The sequence below is a fragment of the Xanthobacter sp. SG618 genome (genome assembly GCF_012932745.1).
GTDB classification, from domain to species: Bacteria; Pseudomonadota; Alphaproteobacteria; order Rhizobiales; family Xanthobacteraceae; genus Xanthobacter; species Xanthobacter flavus.
This window is the reverse complement of the sequence record NZ_JABBHL010000001.1, coordinates 851,851-869,033: the sequence shown is the minus strand read 5'-3', so window position 1 is coordinate 869,033 and position 17,183 is coordinate 851,851. Positions and strand designations below refer to the sequence as shown.

Below are 17,183 nucleotides of genomic sequence, written 5' to 3'. Positions count from 1 at the left end.
GGCGCTTGTGCTGCGCCATTCGGGGGAACGATCCATGGAGCTCAGGCTCTACAACACGCTGACCCGCTCGAAGGACCTCCTGCGTCCGCTCGATCCCGCCAACGTGCGCATGTATGTCTGCGGACCGACGGTCTACGACCATGCCCATATCGGCAATGCCCGCCCGGTCATCGTCTTCGACGTGCTGTTCCGGCTGCTGCGGCGCCTCTACGGGGCGGAGCAGGTCAAGTATGTCCGCAACATCACGGACGTGGACGACAAGATCAACGCCCGCGCCGCCGAGCGCTCCATCTCCATCCGCGACCTGACGGAGGAGACGTACCGTTGGTTCCGCGAGGATACGGCGGCGCTGCACTGCCTGCCGCCCACCGTGGAGCCGCGCGCCACCGAGCACATCAAGGAGATGCGCACGCTCATCGAGCGGCTCGTCGCCTCCGGCCACGCTTATGTGGCGGAAGAGCATGTGCTGTTCCACGTGCCGTCCATGCCGGACTATGGCCGCCTCTCCCGCCGCTCGCTGGACGAGATGATGGCCGGCGCCCGCGTGGACGTCGCCCCCTACAAGCGCGACGCCATGGACTTCGTGCTGTGGAAGCCGAGCGCCGCGGGCGTGCCCGGCTGGCCCTCGCCCTGCGGCATCACCACCCCCGGCCGCCCCGGCTGGCACATCGAGTGCTCGGCCATGAGCTGGAAGCACCTGGGCGAGACCTTCGACATCCATGGCGGCGGCATCGATCTCGTCTTCCCGCACCATGAGAACGAGATCGCGCAGACCCGCTGCGCCTTCCATTCCGGCGTCATGGCGCAGATGTGGATGCACAACGGCTTCCTGATGCTGGAAGGCGAGAAGATGTCGAAGTCCCTCGGCAACTTCGTCACCATCCGCGAGCTGCTGGACGAGTGGCCGGGCGAGGTGCTGCGCCTCGCCATGCTCTCCACCCACTACCGCCAGCCCATCAACTGGACCCGCCAGGGCCTCGGCTTCGCCGCCAAGACGCTGGACAAGTGGTATCGCGTGATCGGCGACGTGGAGGCCGAGACCGGCGACGCCAACCCGTTCGAGACCGAGATCGCCGACCGCCTCGCCGACGACCTCAACACGCCCTCGGTCATCGCCCACCTGCACCATCTCGCCGAGGTGGCGGAGCACGAGGACACGTCCTCCGCGCTGCGCCGCCGCTTCAAGGGCGCGGCCAACCTGCTGGGCCTGCTCGGCGATACCGAAACCGGGTGGCGCGCGCGGCAGAAGGAGGGCATTGCCCTCGACGAGGGGGTGATCGCCGATCTGATCGCCCAGCGCATCGCCGCCCGCAAGGCGAAGGACTTCAAGCGCGCCGACCAGATCCGCGAGGAGTTGGCGGCCAAGGGCATCGTGCTGATGGACAACAAGGACGGGACCACGAGCTGGGAGGTGTCGCGATGAGCGCGATCGCCCTGCGTCCCTATCTCCCCGCCGATGCCCCGGTGCTCGCCGCGCTGTTCCGCGCCGCCATCGCGGAGCTGACCGGCGAGGATTACGACACCGAGCAGCAGGAGGCGTGGGCCGCCAAGGCCGACGACGCCGAGGCCTTCGCCGCGCGTCTCGCCGCCAGCCTCACCCTCGTCGCCCTGCGCGGCAAGGAGGTGGCCGGCTTCGTTTCGCTCAAGGACAACGCCCACATCGACATGCTCTATGTGGCGCCCGACGCCGCCGGCACCGGCGTCGCCAAGGCTCTGTGCGATGCCGCCGAGACGCTGGCCAAGGCGCGCGGCAGCCGCAAGCTCACCGTGGACGCCAGCGACACCGCCCTCGGCTTCTTCCAGAAGCGCGGCTACGAACCCCAGCGCCGCAACATGGTGCCGCTGGCCGACACCTGGCTCGCCAACACGGCCATGGAGAAGAAGCTGGGGGAAGGGGCCGGGCAATGACGGCATCAGCCGCAGACGGGCGTGAACGCCTCTATCTCTTCGACACCACCCTGCGCGACGGGGCGCAGACCAATGGTGTCGATTTCACCGTGGCCGACAAGCTGCGGGTGCTCTCCCTGCTGGACCGGCTGGGCATGGACTATGTGGAGGCCGGCTATCCCGGCGCCAATCCCACCGACACCCAGCTGTTTGCGCAGAAGCACGAGGCGAAGGCGCGCGTGACCGCCTTCGGCATGACCAAGCGCCCCGGCCGCTCGGCCTCCAACGATCCCGGCGTTGCGGCGCTGCTGGCGGCCCATTCGGATGCCATCTGCTTCGTCGCCAAGTCCTCCGCCTATCAGGTGCGTGTGGCGCTGGAGACGACCAAGGAGGAGAACCTCGCCTCCATCCGCGAGAGCGTCGAGGCGGCCATCGCCGCCGGGCGCGAGGCGCTGGTGGACTGCGAGCACTTCTTCGACGGCTTCAAGGAAGACCGCGACTTTGCCCTCGCCTGCGCCCGCACCGCCTATGAGGCCGGCGCGCGCTGGGTGGTGCTGTGCGACACCAATGGCGGCACCTTGCCCCACGAGGTGGAGGCCATCGTCGCCGAGGTGGTGAAGGTGGTGCCGGGCACCAATGTGGGCATCCACGCCCACAACGACACCGAGCAGGCGGTGGCGAATTCGCTCGCCGCCGTGCGGGCCGGCGCGCGGCAGATCCAGGGCACGCTGAACGGCCTCGGCGAGCGCTGCGGCAACGCCAATCTCTGCTCGCTCATCCCCACCCTTTTGCTCAAGACGGACTATGCGGCGCGCTTCGACATTGGCGTGAGCGAGGAGGCGCTGGGCGAATTGGTCCACGTCTCGCGCACGCTGGACGAGATGCTGAACCGCGCCCCCGACCGCCATGCGCCCTATGTGGGCGAGAGCGCCTTCGCCACCAAGGCCGGCATCCACGCCTCCGCCATCCTGAAGGACCCCGCCACCTACGAGCACGTCGCCCCGGAAAAGGTGGGCAACCGCCGCCGGGTGATGGTTTCCGACCAGGCCGGGCGCTCCAACGTCCTGTCCGAGCTGGAACGCCTCGGCGTGCAGGTGGACAGGAAGGACCCGCGCATCTCCCGCCTTCTGGAAGAGGTGAAGGAGCGTGAGGCGCTGGGCTATTCCTACGAGGCGGCGGACGCCTCCTTCGCCCTGCTGGCGCGGCGGATGCTGGGCTCGGTGCCGGACTATTTCGCGGTGGAGCGCTTCAAGGTGAACGTCGAGCGCCGCTACAACGCGCAGGGCGAGCTCGTCACGGTGGCGGAAGCCATCGTGAAGGTGAAGGTGGACGACGAGACGATGATCTCCGCCGCCGAGGGCAACGGCCCGGTGAACGCGCTGGACGTGGCCCTGCGCAAGGATCTCGGCAAGTACCAGCCCTTCATCTCCGGCCTCCACCTCACCGACTACCGCGTGCGCGTGCTGAACGGCGGCACGGAGGCGGTGACGCGGGTGCTGATCGAGAGCGCCGACGAGACCGGCGACCGCTGGACCACGGTGGGCGTCTCTCCCAACATCATCGACGCCTCCTTCGAGGCGCTGCTGGATTCCATCACCTGGAAGCTGCTGAAGGAAGGCGCGCCGGCCTGACAAGCGTCCTCTCTCATGCACTGCTGCAAACGCCATTTGCAGCAGTGCGCGAGGGGATTGCCTGAAATCAATGTCTACCCTGTTACCGGGACTAAGGTTTCATCCAAGCTTGGTAGCGAGCTTGCAGGCTTAAGGCCTGCGAATATCGGGAGCTTGGTCATGTCCAACGTTCAATCCCGCTTCGACGTCTCCGATCCGATGGTCGTGACGCGAATCCTGTGCGGCCTCTTCTATTTTCCCCACGCCATTTCCAAGATCATCGGCTTTTCCGGTGCCGTCGGATTCTTCGCCAAGGCGGGCCTGATGCCGCCGGAAGCCTTCGTGGTGCTCTCGATCGTCATGGAGCTGACCTGCGGGATCGGCCTCACCTTCGGGCTGTTCACCAAGTATGTGGGGGTCATCTCGGCCGGGGTCATGGCGGTCGCCGCCTATGCCATCGTCGCGGTCTATGGCCTCGGCTGGTTCTGGGCCGGGCACGGCATCGAGTATCTGGTGTTCTGGGCCGTCGCCTCGCTGGCGGTCGCGCTCGATGCGTGGAACCGCAATCCCGGCGTCTTCGGCCTGTTCGCTTGGCCCCTGAAGCGGACCAAGGCGGTCACGGCCTGACAGGCCCGCGAACCGGAATGCAAAAGGGCCGGGCTGCCAACGCCCGGCCCTTTCTTTTCAGTTCCCCGCCAGCGCCTTCAGCGCGGCAAGCACCGCTTCCGTATCTGCCCCCAGCCGCGGGCTCGCGCTCTTTGCCACCTGCCGCTCGCCGTCGAGCACGATGGGGCTCGCCACGGCCGGAATGGTGCCGCCGCCGGCCTCGGCCAGGTCCACGCGCAGGCCGCGGGCCTTCACCTGTGGATCCTCGAACACCTGCGAAACCGTATTGATCGGCCCCGCCGGCACGCCCTTCGCCTCCAGCGCGGCGAGGAGGTCGTCGCGGGCGAAGGCCATGGTCAGCGCGGTGAGTTTCGGCACCAGCACGGCGCGGTTGGCGACGCGGGCGGGATTGGTGGCGTAGTCGGCCGCCTGCGCCAGCTCCGGCGCGCCCAGCACGGCACAGAAGCGGGCGAACTGGCCGTCATTGCCGATGGCGGCGATGAAATAGCCGTCCGCGCAGGGGAAGACCTGATAGGGCACGATGTTGGGATGGGCATTGCCCATGCGCTTGGGCGCCTTGCCGGAGGTGAGGTAGTTCATGGCCTGGTTGGCCAGCACGCCCACCTGCGTGTCGAGCAGCGCCATGTCCACATGCCCGCCCGTGCCGGTCTCGTCCCGCCGGCGCAGGGCGGCTAGGATGCCCACGGTGGCATAGAGGCCGGTGAAGATGTCGGCGAAGGCGACGCCCACCTTCTGCGGCTCCCCATCCGGCGCGCCGGTGAGGTCCATGATGCCGCCAATGCCCTGCACGAGGAAGTCATAGCCCGCACGCGGCGCATAGGGGCCATCCTGCCCGAAGCCGGTGACGGAGCAATAGACGAGGCGCGGGTTTTCTTTCCTCAGGCTCTCATAGTCGAGCCCGTATTTCTTCAGGCCGCCCACCTTGAAATTCTCGATGAGCACATCGCTCTGCCGCGCGAGATCACGGATGATCTTCTGCCCCTCTTCCGTCTCGAAATCCACCGCCACCGAGCGCTTGCCGCGATTGGTCGAATGGAAATAGGCGGCGCCGAGGTCTGCCCCGTCCGCCCCCTTCAGGAAGGGCGGTCCCCAGGTGCGGGTATCATCCCCGCCGCCCGGCCGCTCCACCTTGATGACCTCCGCCCCCAGATCCGCGAGCAGCTGCCCGCACCAGGGCCCGGCGAGGATGCGGGCGAGTTCAAGGACGCGAAGGCCGGTGAGGGGAGGGGACATGGGGGGACTCGCTTTTACCGGCCGGCGATTTCAAAGCCATCGTCATGGCCGGACTTGATCCGGCCATCCACGTGGCAGGGCCGGAACGATGTTCGGTTGTCAGCGCATGTGGCGAGACGTGGATGCCCGGGTCAAGCCCGGGCATGACGGTGTTTCTGAAAGGGGAGACCTTCCCGTTCTCAGAAGAACGCCTGGATGCCGGTGATCGCCCGGCCGAGGATCAGCGCGTGGATGTCGTGCGTGCCCTCGTAGGTGTTCACCGTCTCCAGGTTCGCCGCGTGGCGGATGACGTGGAATTCGGCGGAGATGCCGTTGCCGCCGTGCATGTCGCGGGCGGTGCGGGCGATGTCCAGCGCCTTGCCGCAATTGTTGCGCTTGAGGAAGGAGATGGCCTCGATGGGCAGCTGTCCCTCATCGAACATCCGCCCCGCACGCAGCGCGAGCTGGAGGCCCAGCGCAATCTCGGTGGCCATGTCCGCCAGCTTCTTCTGCACCAGCTGGGTGGCGGCGAGCGGCCGGCCGAACTGCTTGCGGTCCAGCGTATACTGGCGGGCGGCCGCATAGCAGGCTTCCGCCGCGCCCATGGCGCCCCAGCCGATGCCGTAGCGGGCGCGGTTGAGGCAGCCGAACGGGCCGGGCAGGCCGGCGGCGTTGGGCAGGAGGTTCTCTTCCGGGATCTCCACGTCTTCCAGCACCACTTCGCCGGTGATGGAGGCGCGCAGCGAGAGCTTGCCCTCGATCTTGGGGGTGGAGAAGCCCTTCATGCCGCGCTCCACGACGAAGCCCTTGATGGCATTGTCGTGCGCCGCGGACTTCGCCCACACCACCGCGAGGTCGGAGATGGGCGAATTGGTGATCCACATCTTCGCGCCGTTGAGGCGATAGCCGCCGTCGATCTTCTCGGCGCGGGTGCGCATGCCGGCGGGATCGGAGCCGGCGTCCGGCTCGGTCAGGCCGAAGCAGCCGACCCACTCGCCGGTGGCGAGCTTGGGCAGGTACTTCTTGCGCTGCTCTTCGGTGCCGTAGGCGTAGATGGGGTGCATGACGAGAGAGGACTGCACGCTCATGGCCGAGCGGTAGCCCGAATCCACCCGCTCCACCTCGCGCGCGGCGAGGCCGTAGGCGACGTAGCCGAGGCCGGCACCGCCATATTCGGCGGGGATGGTGGGGCCGAGCAGGCCGAGCTCGCCCATCTCGTTCATGATCTCGCGGTCGAACCGCTCGTCGAGATAGGCCGAGGTCACGCGCGGCAGGAGCTTTTCCTGCGCATAGTCGCGGGCGGTGTCGCGCACCAGCCGCTCGTCCTCGGTGAGCTGGCTGTTGATATCGAAGGGGTCGGCCCAATCGAAGATCGGCTTTCCGGATGCGGCCATGGTGCGTCTCCCGCGCTCGAAGGCACCGCCGGGTGGCGGCGGGCATTTACATTCCTACCAGTCGGTATATAAATAAAAGCCAATCGTCAAGGAGCACGACGCTGCAGGATCGAGGCGACCACGAACAGGACGCGCCGGCCCGCCCGGCCCCCGCCCGGCGGCGCGGACGTCCGCCGAAATCGGCGGCGCTGCGCGTCGCGGCGGACGGCGACGGCGCACGCCTCGGCCGTCCGCCGATGATGAACGACCCGCGCGCGGAAATCCTGCGGCAGGCGGCGCAATTGTTCGCGCAGAAGGGCTATGTGGAATCCTCGCTCAGCGAGGTGGCGCGGTCGCTCAACTATTCCAAGGGCGCCATCTACAACTATTTCTCCTCCAAGCAGGAGATCTATGACGCCATCATCATCTTCACGCTCACTGGCCTCAACGACGCATCAGCGGCGGCCGTGAAGCGGGAGGACACGCCGGCCGAACAGCTCAAGCAGTTCATGGTCGCCCATGCCCGCTTCCTCGCCGACAATTACGATTGCTTCGTCACCATGCTGGTGGGTTTCTCCGGCATGGCCAATACCGGGCTTAAGGACGATGCCCTCGCCTTGCGCGACGCCCATGAGGGCCTGCTGCGCCGGATCATCGCCGACGGCGTCGCCGACGGCTCCTTCCGCGAGGTGGGCGCGGCCATGACCGGGCGCGCGGTGCTCTCGCTGCTGAGCTGGATGGCGCGCTGGTTCAAGCCCGGCGGCGACAAGTCGGCGGAAGACGTGGCCCTCGAATATCACGACTTGCTGGTGCGCGGGCTGGTGGCCTGAGGGCGGAAGGAAAGGCGGCGCCGGATGGCGCCGCCCTCTGATCGTCAGTTCGGATCGGCCACCACGCGGTAGACCACATGGCCACCCACGAACTGGGGCAGGTACCAGTTGGGCCCGCACTGCTGATAGGCGACAGCGCCCACCACCACCTGCGTGCATTCATCCGGCAGCGAATAGACATAGCTGCCGATGGCCGCCGCCGTGACCGCCGCACCCACCGCCGCCCCGGCCGCCGCCGCACCCCACCAGCCGTTCGGATAGTAAGGGCCGGGCCAATAGCCGGGATGGTAGGGCGGATACGGTCCGGGTCCGGGCCAGGGATGCGGCCCAGGTCCCGGTCCAGGGCCGGGCCAGGGGTGAGGTCCGGGTCCAGGTCCAGGTCCAGGTCCGGGTCCAGGTCCCGGCCCGGGTCCAGGCCCAGGTCCGGGCCCAGGGTGCGGTCCCGGCCCAGGCCCTGGTCCCGGTCCAGGGTGCGGTCCGGGGCCCGGCCCAGGTCCAGGGTGAGGCCCAGGCCCCGGTCCCGGCCCAGGATGAGGTCCTGGCCCAGGATGAGGTCCAGGCCCCGGCCCGGGGTGCGGACCGGGTCCCGGATGCGGTCCGGGGTCGGGGTTGGGGGCCGGCTTGGGAAAGTGTCGGCCCGGGTCGGGATTGGGCGCCGGTTTCGGGAACTGGCGGCCGGGATCGGGATTGTGCGCCGGCGTGGGGAAATGGTGGCCGGGCGGGATCGGGCGGTTGAAGCTCGGGTGCGCATTGTAGTGGGGCGACGCATTCATGTGCGGGGCAGCCATGTCGAATCCGCCGCGCCCAAATCCGCCGCGTCCGAAATCGCCGTGGCCGAACCCACTGCCCCCGTGGAAGGCGAAGCCGCGGGCCTGCACCGGCCCTGCTGTGGCCGCGGCGAGGGCGAGGAGGCTCGTCGCCACGCCAAGGCGCTTGGCGAGCGACCTGGTGCGTGATCTTGCGTGCTGAGCCATCACTTGCCTCCCTTGCCGGTGGTGGCCTCGGGCTTCAGCACCTCGATGCGCACCACCTCCTTGCCGGGCGTGAAGGCGAACACGTCGTCGCCGAAGGTCGGAGCGGTGACCCATTTGAGGCGGGCGGAGAAGCGCGGGCTGCCGTGGACCCGGTGATCGACCAGTGCGATCTTGAGCGGCAAGGGCGTATCGCCCTGCTGGACCCAGAACTCCACGTCCACATTGCGGCCGAGGAGGACGTAATGGTCGGTCGCCACACCATCCACCTTGGCGGTGCCGACGGCGAACCCGCGGTGGAACGGCTTCAGCGCAGTCGCGGGATCGGACCACTCGTAGAGGTCGGCGAGCGGCAACTCCACGTCGAGGGTCTGGGCGGCGTCGATAAGCGTGTCGCGGATGGTCGGTTTGGCCGGCACCTGCCCGTAATAGCCTTCCGCCGGCGCGACGATGGTGAAGGTCTTCCCGTCGAGGAAATATTGCCGCTTCACCGTGTCCGTCTCGCTGTCCACCCGCACGTGACCGGGGAACTGGACGAAATAGTGCACGGTGCCGCCGATCTCCACCTGATGGCCGCCACGCAGCACGGTCTCGATGGTGGTGTCGGCGGTGAATTCGAAGCGGGTCAGGCCGGAAAGATACTTGCCCATGGCGGTCAGGCCGGTGACGACGGCGGGGTCGATCGCCGCTGCCGACTGGTTCTTTCCGGGGCCGGGGGGCGCGGCGGCCGCGGGTGCGCCTCCGCCGCCCCACACGACTCCAGCCACGGCAAAGGCCGCGGCGGCGCGCTTCAGGCTGTTCGCAGTGAACATGAATGCCTCACAGGGTCGAGATTCTGCTGGCCGGATGGCCGGCTGGCCCTGGTGGGGCGCCCTGTTCGCGTGGGCTGCGGGGGACCGTTCCGCGTCGCCGCCAGCGCCTCTCGGCGTCCCCGTCTTCCGGCCATGTGGCGGGGATGCCGCCGGCCGCTGCCCATCCGGGCCGCCCCGGCCCAAGGTACGGCCAAGCTAGCAGAAAACGGTACTGCGGGAAGCGTACCCCGTCATTGACACCAACAAAAAGGCCCGCGCGAAGGCGGGCCTTTGGGTCTCGTTGCGGCAACCTCGCTCCCTCACGCCACGCAGGCGAGGAAGCCTTCTTCGAGCAGGTCGCGCTTCAGCTGGCGGCCGATGAAGACGATGCGGCTCAGCCGCTTCTCGTCGTCCTTCCACGGGCGCTGGTGGTCGCCGTCGAGGATCATGTGGACGCCCTGGAACACGAAGCGGTCGGGGTCGTCCTTGAACGAGAGGATGCCCTTGGAGCGCAGGATGTTCGGCCCCTCCACCTGCACGATGTTCTGCACCCAGGGGAAGAACTTGTCCGGGTCCAGCGGCTTGTCGGTGGAGAAGGAGACCGACTGGATCTCCTCGTCATGCACCGCCTTCAGCCCGTGGTGATGATGGTCATGACCGTGGTCGTGATGGTCGTGGCCGCAATCCGGGCCGCAGGCCTCGCCGTGCTCATGATGGTGGTGATGGTGCTCGTCTTCCTCCAGGAAGGCGGGCTCCAGCTCCAGCACGCGCTCCAGATCGAAGGCGCCCTGGTTCAGCACCTTGGCGATGTCGATCTCGGACTTCTGGGTGCGGTAGAGCTTGGCGTAGGGGTTGATGCCGCGGATGCGGGCTTCCACCGCGTCGAGCTCCGCGCCGGTCACGAGGTCGGTCTTGTTGAGGAGGATCACGTCGGCGAAGGCCACCTGGTTCTTCGCCTCGGGGGCGTCCTTCAGGCGGTCGGAGAGCCACTTGGCGTCGGCCACCGTGACCACGGCGTCGAGCTTGGTCTTGGCCTGCACTTCCTCGTCCACGAAGAAGGTCTGGGCAACGGGCGCGGGATCGGCGAGGCCGGTGGTCTCCACGATGATGCCGTCGAAGCCGCCCTTGCGGCGCAGCAGGCCGTCGATGATGCGGATGAGGTCGCCGCGCACGGTGCAGCAGATGCACCCGTTGTTCATCTCGAACACTTCCTCGTCGGCGCCCACCACGAGGTCGTTGTCGATGCCGATCTCGCCGAACTCGTTGACGATGACGGCGAATTTCTTGCCGTGGGGCTGCGACAGGATGCGGTTGAGCAGCGTGGTCTTGCCGGCGCCCAGGTAGCCGGTCAGCACGGTGACGGGGATCTTCTCGGCCTGCGTTTCAGCCATGGCTTCACCTTGGTACGGCGGCGGCCGCGCATGGCGGCCGCCGGAGGGGTACGGGCGCTTGCTCAGCTCGACAGGGCGGTGGAGAGCTCGCGCACGTTGGAGTGCATCATGTCGATGTAGGTGCTCGCGGGGCCTTTGTCATCGGACAGCGCGTCGGAATAAAGCTCGCCGCCCACCTTGGCGCCGCTCTCCTTGGCGATGCGCTGGATGAGGCGCGGGTCGGTGACGTTCTCGACGAACACCGCCGGGATCTTCTGCGCCTTGATCTGGCGGATGATGCGGCCCACGTCCTTGGCCGACGCCTCGCTTTCGGTGGAGACGCCCTCGGGGGCGATCAGGGTCAGGCCGTAGGCCTCGCCGAAATAGCCGAAGGCGTCGTGCGAGGTGATGATGCGGCGCTGGTCGGCCGGGATCTTGGCCATGGCGGACTTCACCTCGGCCTCCAGCGCGTCCAGCTTGGCGGTGTAGGCGGCGGCGTTGGAGGTATAGGCGTCGCGCCCGTCGGGATCGGCGGCGATCAGCCCGTCGCGGACGTTGGCGACGTAGATCTTGGCGTTGGCGATGGACTGCCAGGCGTGCGGATCGATGCCGCCGTGGTCGTGGCCGCCTTCCTTGGCGTGGTTGTGCTTGTCCTTGCCCTTGCCCTTCGGCTTCTCGTCGTCGTCATGATCGACGAAGCCGGTGCGCGGCGTGATGCCCTTGGTGGCGACAACGATGGGCGCCTTGGTGCCGGAGGCCTTGATGAGGCGATCCATCCAGCCCTCGAAGCCGAGGCCGTTCACGAACACCACCTTGGCGGCGGCCACCGCCTTCGCGTCGGCGGGGGTGGGCTGGTAGACGTGGGCGTCGCCATTGGGGCCGACGATGGTGGTGACGGCCACGCGGTCGCCGCCCACCTGCTTCACGAAATCGCCGAGGATGGAGAAGGAGGCCACCACAGGCATCTTCTGGGCGGGCGCCTGCGCAAGCGCAGGTCCGGCCATGGGCAGGCCAAGGCCGGCGGCCAAAGTGCCGGCAACGCCGGCGGCGAGGAGGAGACGTCGGGAGATCATGAAAGTCCTCTTCAGGCTTCAAGGTGACGGCGGGGGACGAAGCGGCCGGCGAGGCCGCCGATCGGCCCGAGGATGACCGCGCCGGCATAAGCGAGCCCGGCGACCAGGATGATGGACGGGCCGGACGGCGTGCCGAGGTGGTAGGAAACGAGCAGCCCGGCGACGCCGGAGCCGAAGGCGATCAGCGTCGAGGTGGTGACGAGGGCGGTGAGGTCCCGCACGAAGAAGCGCGCGGTCGCCGCCGGCAGCATCATCAGCCCCACCGAGAGCAGCGTGCCCAGCGCATGGAAGCCGCCAACGAGGTTCAGCACCACCAGGGACAGGAAGGCGATGTGGCTGACGCCGCCGCTGCGGCTGACCGAGGCGAGGAAGGTCGGGTCCACGCATTCCAGCACCAGCGGCCGCCACACCACGGCGAGGGTGAGGAGCGTGACGGTGGTGATGCCGGCGATCAGCATGAGCGTCGCGTCGTCGATACCCAGCACGGTGCCGAACAGCACATGCAGCAGGTCCACGTTGGAGCCGCGCAGCGAGACGATGAGCACGCCCAGCGCCAGCGAGATGAGATAGAAGGCCGCGAGCGAGGCGTCCTCCTTCATCCCCGTGGCGCGCGCCACCACGCCCGCGCCCACGGCCACCAGAAGGCCGGCCGCGAGGCCGCCGGCGGTCATGGCGTAGAGGTTGAGGCCGGCGAACAGGAAGCCGATGGCCGCGCCGGGGAGGATGGCGTGGGCCATGGCGTCGCCCGTCAGCGACATGCGCCGCAGCATCAGGAAGGCGCCCACCGGCCCCGCGCCCAGCGACAGCGCGAACACACCGGCGAGCGCGCGCCGCATGAACTCGAACTCCGCGAAGGGAGCGAAGAAGGTGTCATAAAGGCTCATCGAACCATCCCGGGCCGCGCGCCGCGCGAAAGGCGGCCGGCCGGATCAGTCATCGCCATGCCCTTGCGCTTGGCCGGGGAGCCGATCCGGTGGGTTGGAGGAACCGGATCGGCCTCGGACGGAGCCCGTGGTCCCCGGCCAAGCGAAAGAGCAGCGATGTGCGTCCATGGAACCGGCTGAGGCCGGTCGGTGAAGTCTTTCCGTCAGGCCGCGTCGGAGCAGGGGAGGGCGTCATCCCTCCACGACTCGCCCAGGCGGCGGGCCTTGAGCAGGTTCTCGGGGCCGAGCGCTTCGGCGGTGGGGCCCCAGGCGACAGGGGTGCGGGCGAGGAGAAGCGTCTCCGGAAAGGTCGCGCGCACCAGGTCGAAATCGTGCAGCACCGCGATGACGGTGCGCTTCTCGCCGTGCCAGCGGCGGACGAGGTCCACGAGGTCCGACACGGTCTTGGCATCGAGGGCCGTGAACGGCTCGTCGAGCAGGATCACGCGGGCGTCCTGCAGCAGCAGGCGGGCGAACAAGGTGCGCTGCATCTGCCCGCCGGAGAGCGTGCCGATGGGCCGGGTCTCGAAGCCTTCGAGGCCGACGGCGGCGATGGCGTGCTCGATCTTGGTGCGGTCGGCGCGGCCGATGCCGCCGAACAGGCCGGCCCGCCGCCACAGGCCCATGGACACCATGTCATAAACATGGATGGGGAAGCTGCGGTCGATCTCGGCGCCTTGCGGCAGGTAGGCGATCTCGCGCGGGTCGAGGCCGTGGCGGTCGATGCTGCCGCCGAGCGGCTTCAGCGCGCCGCCGATGCCCTTGAGCAGGGTGGACTTGCCGGCGCCGTTGGCACCGCAGATGGCGAGCAGCGCGCCCTGCTGCACCTCGCCGGAGAGGTGATGCACGGCCGGGTGGCGCTCATAGCCGAGGGTGAGGTTGCGGAACGAAATCTGCGCGCTCATGCGCCGCCTCCCGTCACCAGCAGCACGGCGCCCCACAGGACGATGATGAGCGCCGACACCAGCGCGAGCCGCCCGGCCAGGGACATGCGCAGCACCGATGCGCCGATGCGCACGGGCGGCCTGCGGTCCGCCGGGGAGTCTGCATGGGCGTGAGGCGCATGCGCCGCGCCGGCGTGCCCATGGCTGGCCGGGTCGTGTCCCCCCGCGGCGGCAGCGCCCACGGGCGCGGCGCGGTCCTGCCGGGCGGTCGCCTCGCGGGCCGGCGGCGTCGCTGCGGAAGGGGAAAGAGACAGGGACATGGGGTCCGGCGTGCTGTTTTCGATGGCTAGTTGATACAGTGTATCGCTCAGCCTTGTCCAGCCCGCCGACGCCCCACCGCACGCTTTTGTGCGGTTCCCCTCAGTCAGTTGCCGTGCCTATTCGGCGGCCGCGGCAAAGGCGCGGAAGCTGCGGAACTCGGTGATGTCCCGCGCCCCCTCCAAAGCCGCCGCCTCGGCGAGGAAGCCGGTGACGCGGGTGCCATCGTCCAGCTCCACCTGCCCGAGGCCGAGCGGCGCGGGAATGGTGGCGAGGAGGCGGCCGACGCCCTCGAAGGGCAGGGACCACACCTCGCCCTCCACCGCCGCGCCGTCCGCAGTCACGCGCACCACGCCGGGGCGGGGCACGGCGCCGGTCAGGAGCTTCATGCGATAGGACGGCACGGTCTTCGCGGCACGCACGAAGCGCGCGCCCATGGCCTTCAGGTCGCCATTGAGCGGCATGCCGGAAAGGTGGGCGCCGAACACGCAGACATCGAGCCGCTCCGGCTCGCTGGCGGGCGCCAGTGGGGGGAGTTCCGGCGCCGGCGCGTGGCCGCAGCCGAGGGGCAGGGTGCCCGCCGCCACATAGGCGCGGCCCAGCGCCGCCATCTCCGCGTCCCGCCCGGCGGGGGCGAGGAGGGTGATGCCATAGGGTACGCCGGCCGCGGTGATCTTGGTCGGCACGGCGATGCCGCACAGATCCATCAGGTTCACGAAATTGGTGTAGGTGCCATTGCGCGAATTGAGGCGGATGGGGTCGGCCAGCACCTCTTCTACCGTGTAGGCAGAGGGCGCGGTGGGCAGCAGCAGCGCGTCGATGCCGGCGAGGATGGGGGCGACGCGCGCGCGCAGCTCCTTCAGCCGGTACATGGCGCGGAAGGCATCCGCCGCGCTCGCCTTGCCGCCCGGCTCGGTGATGGCCCGCGTCACCGGATGCACCGCATCGGGATCGGTGGTCAGCAAATGCTCGGCGGCGATCCAGCGCTCCGCCACCCACGGCCCCTCATAGAGCAGGCGCGCGGTCTCGGCGAAGGCGGAGAAATCGATCTCCTTCAGCACGGCGCCCAGCGACGCGAAGCGCGCCAGCGCCTCCTCATAGGCCGCGGCGGACTCGGCATCGCCGAAGAACTCCCGCTGCGCCTCGGGCAGGATGCCCAGCACCGGCGCGGGCGGCGCGGCGGTGAGCGGGCCGACCGGGAGATCGCGGGAATAGGCGTCCTGCTCGTCGAAGCCGGCGATCACGTCCAGCACCGCCATGGCATCGTCCACGGTGAGGGCGAAGATGGAGATGCAGTCCAGCGTCTTGCAGGCCGGCACGAGGCCGGTATTGGGCACGAGGCCGAGGGAGGGCTTCAGGCCCACGATGTTGTTCAGCATGGCCGGCACGCGGCCGGAGCCGGCGGTGTCGGTGCCCAGCGACACCGGCACGATGCCCGCGCCCACCGCCACCGCCGAGCCGGAGGAAGAGCCGCCCGGCACCAGCTCCGGGTTCACGGAATTGCGCGGGATGCCATAGGGCGAGCGCACGCCCACGAGGCCGGTGGCGAACTGGTCGAGATTGGTCTTGCCGATGATGAGCGCGCCCGCCGCCTTGAGCCGCGCCACGACGGTGGCGTCGCGCTCCGGCACATAGGCGAAGGCCGGGCAGGCGGCGGTGGTGGGCAGGCCGGCGACGTCGATATTGTCCTTCACCGCCACCGGGACGCCGTAGAGCGGCAGGTCCGTGTTGCCGGCGGCTTCCAGTGCCGCCGCCTCGGCCAGCACGTCGGCTTCCTCGCGCAGGGTGATGAACATGGCCGGGTCGTCATGCACCGCAAGCCGGGCATAGACGCCGCGCACCGTATCCGAGACGGAGCGGAGGCCGGACCTGTGGGCTTCGAGGAGGCTGGCGACGGTCTGCATGGTCTACCCTGATGACGGCGCTCCACGCGCCTGATGGCAGAGGTCTAGCAGGAAGCGCGCCACTTGTATGCAATTTCTGATAAAGACAAAAATATCATATGCTTATCTTAAAATGGCTGCGCCCCGCCGCGGCTGGATTTGCCACTGCGGGGCGCAGGAAACGGGGCTTGTGCCCAGAAATTGGGCGCCGTTTACGGGCGGGTGCTGTTCTGCTCCGACGGCGAGAGTGTGCGGCCGGGCGCGGCATCGGGTGCGGTTGTCAGCGGCGGGGGATTGCCGCGCGGCACAGTGATGTTTTCCGGTGCGGTCTCGCTTGGCGCCGGCGTGCCGCGGTTGGAGAACATGTTCGCCGCGACCAGCGCGAGGACCAGCACGAATGCCGCGGCGATAAGCATGCCCTGGCGTTGCATGGGGCTCTCCTTTTTGTGGATGTCGCCCCTTCAACGCCCCGGCCCCGGTGTCGGGTTCCGCTTTGTGACGCTCAGTCGCGGAACACCACGGTGCGCGAGCCGTTCAGCAGCACCCGGTCCTGCAGGTGCCAGGAGATGGCCCGGGCCAGCACGCGGCGCTCGATATCGCGGCCCTTGCGCACGAGATCCTCGGGCGAATCCTGGTGGGAGATGCGCTCCACGTCCTGCTCGATGATCGGGCCTTCATCGAGGTCCGAGGTCACGTAATGGGCCGTCGCGCCGATCAGCTTCACGCCGCGCGCATGGGCCTGGTGGTAGGGCTTGGCGCCCTTGAAGCCGGGCAGGAAGGAGTGGTGGATGTTGATGCACTTGCCCGAGAGCTTGGCCGACAGCCCGTCCGACAGCACCTGCATGTAGCGCGCGAGCACGGCGAGCTCCGAGCCGGAGGACTGGAAGATTTCCCAGACCTGCGTTTCCTGCTCCAGCTTGGTGGCCTTGGTCACCGGCAGATGGTGGAAGGGGATGCCGTCGAAATCGAGATGGGCATAGGTCTCGCGCGGGTGGTTGGAGACGATGCCGGAGATCTCCATGGGGATCTCGCCGATGCGCCAGCGATAGAGCAGGTCCGCGAGGCAATGGTCGAACTTGGAGGCGAGCAGCAGCACCTTCCGCTTTTCCGACACGGGGCGGAGCGTGAAGCTCAGCGAGAAGGTCTCCGCCACCGCCGAGAAGCCGGAGCGGATCTCGGCGAGGCTGGCCTCGCCCTCCACCACGTTGAACACCACGCGCATGAAGAAGCGGCGGGTCTCGGTGTCGTCGAACTGCTGCGCCTCAAGAATGTTGCAGCCCTTCTCGAACAGGAAGGTCGAGACGCCGGCGACGATGCCGGGTCGGTTGGGGCAGGAGAAGGCGAGGATGAACGGCTCGTTGGGGCTGGTCATGGTGCGTCCTTAAGATGCGTCCTGGGGTGGCGCGCCGCGCGAGGTCGCAGGCGGGCGCC

Annotated in this window: 17 protein-coding genes; 5 read left to right on the top strand and 12 right to left on the bottom strand. The window is 68.6% G+C overall.

Annotated features, from left to right (window positions below; all coding sequences use genetic code 11):
* The first annotated feature begins 34 nt into the window (after window positions 1–34).
* The 4 genes from cysS (at window position 35) to FHT36_RS04075 (ending at window position 4,124) form a co-directional block, all read left to right on the top strand.
* Complete coding sequence (gene cysS / locus FHT36_RS04090) at window positions 35–1,423, top strand: cysteine--tRNA ligase (RefSeq protein ID WP_169121198.1); 1,389 nt, start codon at window positions 35–37, stop codon at window positions 1,421–1,423.
* The gene (locus FHT36_RS04085) at window positions 1,420–1,908 is read left to right on the top strand and encodes a GNAT family N-acetyltransferase (protein ID WP_169121197.1); all 489 of its coding nucleotides are present in this window, start codon (window positions 1,420–1,422) and stop codon (window positions 1,906–1,908) included. Before cysS ends, FHT36_RS04085 begins: the two co-directional genes overlap by 4 nt.
* Complete coding sequence (gene cimA, locus FHT36_RS04080; protein WP_169121196.1) at window positions 1,905–3,518, top strand: citramalate synthase; 1,614 nt, start codon at window positions 1,905–1,907, stop codon at window positions 3,516–3,518. The genes FHT36_RS04085 and cimA overlap by 4 nt, the downstream gene beginning before the upstream one ends.
* Before the next feature lie 159 nt (window positions 3,519–3,677).
* Window positions 3,678–4,124, top strand: a complete 447-nt coding sequence (locus FHT36_RS04075) for a DoxX family protein (RefSeq protein WP_169121195.1) — start codon at window positions 3,678–3,680, stop codon at window positions 4,122–4,124.
* 57 nt (window positions 4,125–4,181) lie between these two features.
* On the opposite strand, the gene FHT36_RS04070 is transcribed toward FHT36_RS04075, so the two are convergent.
* Both FHT36_RS04070 and FHT36_RS04065 read right to left on the bottom strand, forming a co-directional pair.
* Window positions 4,182–5,357 (bottom strand): CaiB/BaiF CoA-transferase family protein, encoded by a 1,176-nt coding sequence (locus tag FHT36_RS04070; RefSeq protein ID WP_169121194.1) that lies wholly within the window; start codon window positions 5,355–5,357, stop codon window positions 4,182–4,184.
* A gap of 179 nt (window positions 5,358–5,536) precedes the next feature.
* Entirely contained in the window at window positions 5,537–6,730 is a 1,194-nt protein-coding gene (locus FHT36_RS04065) for an acyl-CoA dehydrogenase (RefSeq protein WP_169121193.1), read from the bottom strand.
* A 236-nt stretch (window positions 6,731–6,966) separates the two neighbouring features.
* Here FHT36_RS04065 and FHT36_RS04060 point away from each other — a divergent pair, with 236 nt between their 5' ends.
* Window positions 6,967–7,539 (top strand): TetR/AcrR family transcriptional regulator, encoded by a 573-nt coding sequence (locus FHT36_RS04060; RefSeq protein WP_169121192.1) that lies wholly within the window; start codon window positions 6,967–6,969, stop codon window positions 7,537–7,539.
* A 44-nt stretch (window positions 7,540–7,583) separates the two neighbouring features.
* On the opposite strand, the gene FHT36_RS04055 is transcribed toward FHT36_RS04060, so the two are convergent.
* The 10 genes from FHT36_RS04055 to purU form a co-directional block, all read right to left on the bottom strand.
* Window positions 7,584–7,757 (bottom strand): hypothetical protein, encoded by a 174-nt coding sequence (locus FHT36_RS04055; protein ID WP_169121191.1) that lies wholly within the window; start codon window positions 7,755–7,757, stop codon window positions 7,584–7,586.
* A gap of 755 nt (window positions 7,758–8,512) precedes the next feature.
* A complete protein-coding gene (locus FHT36_RS04050) occupies window positions 8,513–9,322 on the bottom strand; it encodes a DUF2092 domain-containing protein (protein WP_169121190.1) in 810 nt (269 codons plus the stop codon).
* A 299-nt stretch (window positions 9,323–9,621) separates the two neighbouring features.
* Entirely contained in the window at window positions 9,622–10,692 is a 1,071-nt protein-coding gene (locus FHT36_RS04045) for a GTP-binding protein (RefSeq protein WP_169121189.1), read from the bottom strand.
* 62 nt (window positions 10,693–10,754) lie between these two features.
* Window positions 10,755–11,744 (bottom strand): metal ABC transporter substrate-binding protein, encoded by a 990-nt coding sequence (locus FHT36_RS04040; RefSeq protein WP_169121188.1) that lies wholly within the window; start codon window positions 11,742–11,744, stop codon window positions 10,755–10,757.
* Between the two features lie 11 nt (window positions 11,745–11,755).
* Window positions 11,756–12,628, bottom strand: coding sequence for a metal ABC transporter permease (locus FHT36_RS04035; protein ID WP_169121187.1), 873 nt, complete (start codon window positions 12,626–12,628; stop codon window positions 11,756–11,758).
* Window positions 12,629–12,831: 203 nt separating this feature from the next.
* Complete coding sequence (aztA, locus tag FHT36_RS04030) at window positions 12,832–13,572, bottom strand: zinc ABC transporter ATP-binding protein AztA (RefSeq protein ID WP_169121186.1); 741 nt, start codon at window positions 13,570–13,572, stop codon at window positions 12,832–12,834.
* Window positions 13,569–13,871 carry a hypothetical protein gene (locus tag FHT36_RS04025; protein WP_210257548.1) on the bottom strand — a complete coding sequence of 101 codons (303 nt, stop codon included), beginning with the start codon at window positions 13,869–13,871 and terminating at the stop codon, window positions 13,569–13,571. The genes aztA and FHT36_RS04025 overlap by 4 nt, the downstream gene beginning before the upstream one ends.
* A 117-nt stretch (window positions 13,872–13,988) precedes the next feature.
* A complete protein-coding gene (gene atzF, locus FHT36_RS04020) occupies window positions 13,989–15,773 on the bottom strand; it encodes an allophanate hydrolase (RefSeq protein WP_169121185.1) in 1,785 nt (594 codons plus the stop codon).
* A gap of 191 nt (window positions 15,774–15,964) precedes the next feature.
* On the bottom strand, window positions 15,965–16,183 hold the full coding sequence (locus FHT36_RS04015) for a hypothetical protein (RefSeq protein ID WP_169121184.1): 219 nt from the start codon (window positions 16,181–16,183) through the stop codon (window positions 15,965–15,967).
* A 71-nt stretch (window positions 16,184–16,254) separates the two neighbouring features.
* A complete protein-coding gene (gene purU, locus FHT36_RS04010) occupies window positions 16,255–17,124 on the bottom strand; it encodes a formyltetrahydrofolate deformylase (protein WP_169121183.1) in 870 nt (289 codons plus the stop codon).
* Between the last annotated feature and the right edge of the window lie 59 nt (window positions 17,125–17,183).